This window comes from Acidiphilium sp. PM (assembly GCF_000219295.1).
Lineage (GTDB): Bacteria > Pseudomonadota > Alphaproteobacteria > Acetobacterales > Acetobacteraceae > Acidiphilium > Acidiphilium multivorum.
This window is the reverse complement of sequence record NZ_AFPR01000079.1, coordinates 1-3,777: the sequence shown is the minus strand read 5'-3', so window position 1 is coordinate 3,777 and position 3,777 is coordinate 1. Positions and strand designations below refer to the sequence as shown.

The window sequence follows — 3,777 nt, the reverse complement described above, 5'->3', positions numbered from 1 at the left end:
CCGCCGCGGCGATCGCGGTCGCCAACGCCCCCGCCGCCACCGGCGGCTTCCTCGGCGCCACGCCGCACGGCCGCAACCCCGGCTCGGTCCGCGCCTTCATCGACTTCCAGAACGACGTCACCGCGAAGGACATCTCGCTCGCCCTGCGCGAGGGCTTCCGCTCGGTCGAGCACGTCAAGCGCTACACCACCAACGGCATGGCGACCGACCAGGGCAAGCTCTCCAACATGAACGCGCTCGGCATCATGTCGGCCGAGCTCGGCCGCCCGATCCCCGAGATCGGCACCACCACCTTCCGCATGCCCTACACGCCGGTCCCCTTCGGCTATTTCGCCGGCTACGCCCGCGGCGCGCTGTTCGAGCCCGAGCGCCACACCCCGATCCACGACTGGGCGGCGGAACAGGGCGCGGTGTTCGAGGATGTCGGCATCTGGAAACGCGCCCGCTACTTCCCGCGCGGCGGCGAGACGATGCGCAGCGCCGTCGCCCGCGAATGCCGCGCCGTGCGCGCCAGCGTCGGCATCTTCGACGCCTCGACCCTCGGCAAGATCGAGGTCGTGGGGCCGGACGCCGCCGAGTTCCTCAACCGGATGTACGTCAACGCCTGGACCAAGCTGAAACCCGGCCGCCTGCGCTACGGCGTGCTGCTGCGCGAGGACGGGTTCGTGATCGACGACGGCGTGATCGGCCGCCTGTCCGACACCCGCTTCCACGTCACCACCACCACCGGCGGCGCCCCGCGCGTCCTCGCCATGATGGAGGACTACCTGCAGACCGAGTTCCCCGAGCTCGATGTCTGGCTCACCTCCACCACCGAGCAATACGCGGTCATCGCCGTCCAGGGCCCCCGCGCGCGCGACGTGATCGCCCCGCTCGTCGAGGGGGCGGACATCTCCGGCGCCGCCATGCCGCACATGAGCATGGTCGAATGCCGCGTCGCCGGCATCCCGGCCCGGCTCTTCCGCGTCAGCTTCACCGGCGAGCTCGGCTTCGAGATCAACGTCCCCGCCGATTACGGCCGCGCCGTCTGGGAGGCGGTGTTCGACGCCGGCCGCCGGCACGACATCACCGCCTACGGCACCGAGACGATGCACGTTCTGCGCGCCGAGAAGGGCTACATCATCGTCGGCCAGGAGACCGACGGCACGGCGACGCCCGGCGATGTCGGCCTCGCCTGGGCGATCGGCAAGGCGAAGCCCGATTTCGTCGGCAAGCGCGCGCTCGACCGCGCCGCCTTCGCCGGCCAGACCGGGCGCAAGCAGCTCGTCGGACTGTTCACCGAGCCCGGCGATATCGTGCTCGAGGAAGGATCCCACCTCGTCGCCGATCCCAGCCGGCCGCCGCCCGCCGAGATCCTCGGCCACGTCACCTCCGCCTACTGGAGCGAGACGCTCGGCCGCTCCATCGCCCTCGCCCTGGTGCGTGGCGGGCGCGACCGCATCGGCGACACGCTGCACGTGAAACTCGCGGACCGCGCGATCCCGGTCCGCCTCACCGATCCGGTATTCTACGACCGTGAAGGAGCCAGGCTCGATGGCTGACGTGATGCAGACCCGCCTCGCCTCCCCGCTCGCCGGCCTCGTCGGCGACCGCCGGGTGCGCGAGATGCCCCGCGCCACGCGCGTCTCGCTGCGCGTCAAGCCGGCCGCCGTCGAGGCCGCCGGCGCGGCGCTGGGGGTCGATCTCGCCCTCGGGATGAACCGCGCCACCGAGTCCGGCGCCCGCACCGCGATCCGCCTCGGACCGGACGAGTTCCTGCTCCTCGCCCCCGTCGCCGACACCTGGGAGACGTTCGAAGCCGCCCTCGCCGGGGCTCTCACGCCGCGCGACTACGCGCTGGCCGACATTTCCCACCGCCAGCTCGGCGTCTCGATCGAGGGGCCGGACTGCACGGCGATGCTCAACGCCCTCTGCCCGCTCGATCTCGACCTCGCCGCCTTCCCCGTCGGCATGGCCACCCGCACCCTGTTCGGCAAGGCCGACATCGTGCTCTGGCGCACCGCCGAAACCCGCTTCCACATCGAGGTCTGGCGCTCCTTCGCCCCCTATCTCTGGGGCCTTCTCGCCGCCATCGGGCGGGAGTATCCCGACTAGGGCTTCCCCCGGCCGGATCGACCCATCCGGCCGGACCAGGCGGCCAGCCCCATCAAGCAACAGAAGCATCAAAGCATGATCAGCGTCTTCGACCTGTTCAAGATCGGCATCGGCCCGTCCTCGTCGCACACCACCGGGCCGATGCGCGCCGCGCACCGCTTCGCCGCGACTCTCGCCGAGGCCGATCTGCTGCCCCGCACCGCGCGCGTCACTGTCACCCTGCTCGGCTCGCTGGCCTGGACCGGCAAGGGTCACGCGACCGACAAGGCGGTGATCCTCGGCCTGTCCGGCGAGGCGCCCGAAACCGTCGACCCCGACCGGGCGGACGCCCTGGTCGCCGCCGTCGCCGCGGCGCGCCGCCTCACCCTCGCCGGCCGGCACGAGATCGGCTTCGACCCGGCGGCGGACCTGGTCTTCGATTTCGAAACCGCCGCCCCCCGCCACCCCAACACGCTGGAACTCACCGCGCACGACGCCGCCGGCACCCTCCTCGCCCGCGAGCGCTGGTGCTCGGTCGGCGGCGGCTTCGTGCTGCGCGAGGACGAACCGGCCGATCTCGGCGCCATCACCGACGACGTGCCCCACCCCTTCGCCACCATGGAAGAGCTGCTGCGCATCGGCGCGGCGACCGGCCTGTCCATCGCCGCGATCGTCCGCGCCAACGAAACCGCGCTGCGCCCGCCGGAGGCGGTCACCGCCCATATCGACCTGGTCATCGACGTGATGATGAGCGCCATCGAGCGCGGCCTCGCCGCCGAGGGCATGCTCCCCGGCAGCCTGCGCGTCACCCGCCGCGCCCGCGCCCTGCGCGCCCGGCTGGAGGCCGATTCCAGCCGCAACGATCTCGCACCCCACGAGCCGATGGACTGGGTCAGCCTGTTCGCGATGGCGGTGAACGAGGAGAACGCCGCCGGCGGGCGCATCGTCACCGCGCCGACCAACGGCGCCGCCGGCGTCATTCCCGCCGTGCTGCGCTACTATCGCGACAGCTGCCCCGGCGCCAGCCGCGCCGGCCTGCACGATTTCATCCTCACCGCCACCGCGATCGGCGGCCTGTTCAAGACCAACGCCTCGATTTCCGGCGCCGAGGTCGGCTGCCAGGGCGAGGTCGGCGTCGCCGCCTCGATGGCCGCCGCTGGCCTCGCCGCCGCCCGCGGCGCGACCAACGCGCAGATCGAGAACGCCGCCGAAATCGCCATGGAACACCATCTCGGCATGACCTGCGATCCGGTCGGCGGCCTGGTGCAGATCCCCTGCATCGAGCGCAACGCCTTCGGCGCGATCAAGGCGATCAGCGCCGCCTCCCTCGCCGCCCGCGGCGACGGCTCGCACCGCGTCTCGCTCGATCAGGTCATCGCCACGATGCGCCAGACCGGCGCCGACATGAACACGAAATACAAGGAAACCTCGCTCGGCGGCCTCGCCGCCAATTTCATCGAGTGCTAGAGCACTTTCCGATCCGGATGGATCGGATGTCGCGCTCTGCCACATCGATGAAGCGGGCATCATCCCGCAGGATCGGAAGGTGCTCCGGGCGTCAGGCCTTGCGGGGCCTGAACCGCGCCACGAACTCGAGGATCGCCGCCGCCGCCTCGTCCGGCGCCGGCCGCAGCATCACCCGCCCGCCGGCATCCCGCGTCTCGCTCACCGCCTGCAGCCGCGCCTCCGCCGAACCGCCGCCGC

3 protein-coding genes are annotated in these 3,777 nt (G+C 71.9%); all 3 read left to right on the top strand.

Translation table 11 applies throughout. The annotated features are described in order from the left end of the window. Positions 1-1,541, top strand: a 1,541-nt coding sequence (locus APM_RS03295; protein ID WP_007421936.1) for a glycine cleavage T C-terminal barrel domain-containing protein, incomplete at its 5' end; no start/stop codon positions are given. Further along, positions 1,534-2,094, top strand: a complete 561-nt coding sequence (locus tag APM_RS03290) for a sarcosine oxidase subunit gamma (protein WP_007421935.1) — start codon at positions 1,534-1,536, stop codon at positions 2,092-2,094. The genes APM_RS03295 and APM_RS03290, both read left to right, overlap by 8 nt. Before the next feature lie 75 nt (positions 2,095-2,169). Continuing rightward, positions 2,170-3,540 (top strand): L-serine ammonia-lyase, encoded by a 1,371-nt coding sequence (locus tag APM_RS03285; RefSeq protein WP_007421934.1) that lies wholly within the window; start codon positions 2,170-2,172, stop codon positions 3,538-3,540. Positions 3,541-3,777: the final 237 nt, after the last annotated feature.

Coding starts and splice junctions, on each gene's coding strand:
- APM_RS03285 (WP_007421934.1), top strand. CDS start 2,170: ATGATCAGCGTCTTCGACCTGTTCAAGATCGGCATCGGCCCGTCCTCG.
- APM_RS03290 (WP_007421935.1), top strand. CDS start 1,534: ATGGCTGACGTGATGCAGACCCGCCTCGCCTCCCCGCTCGCCGGCCTC.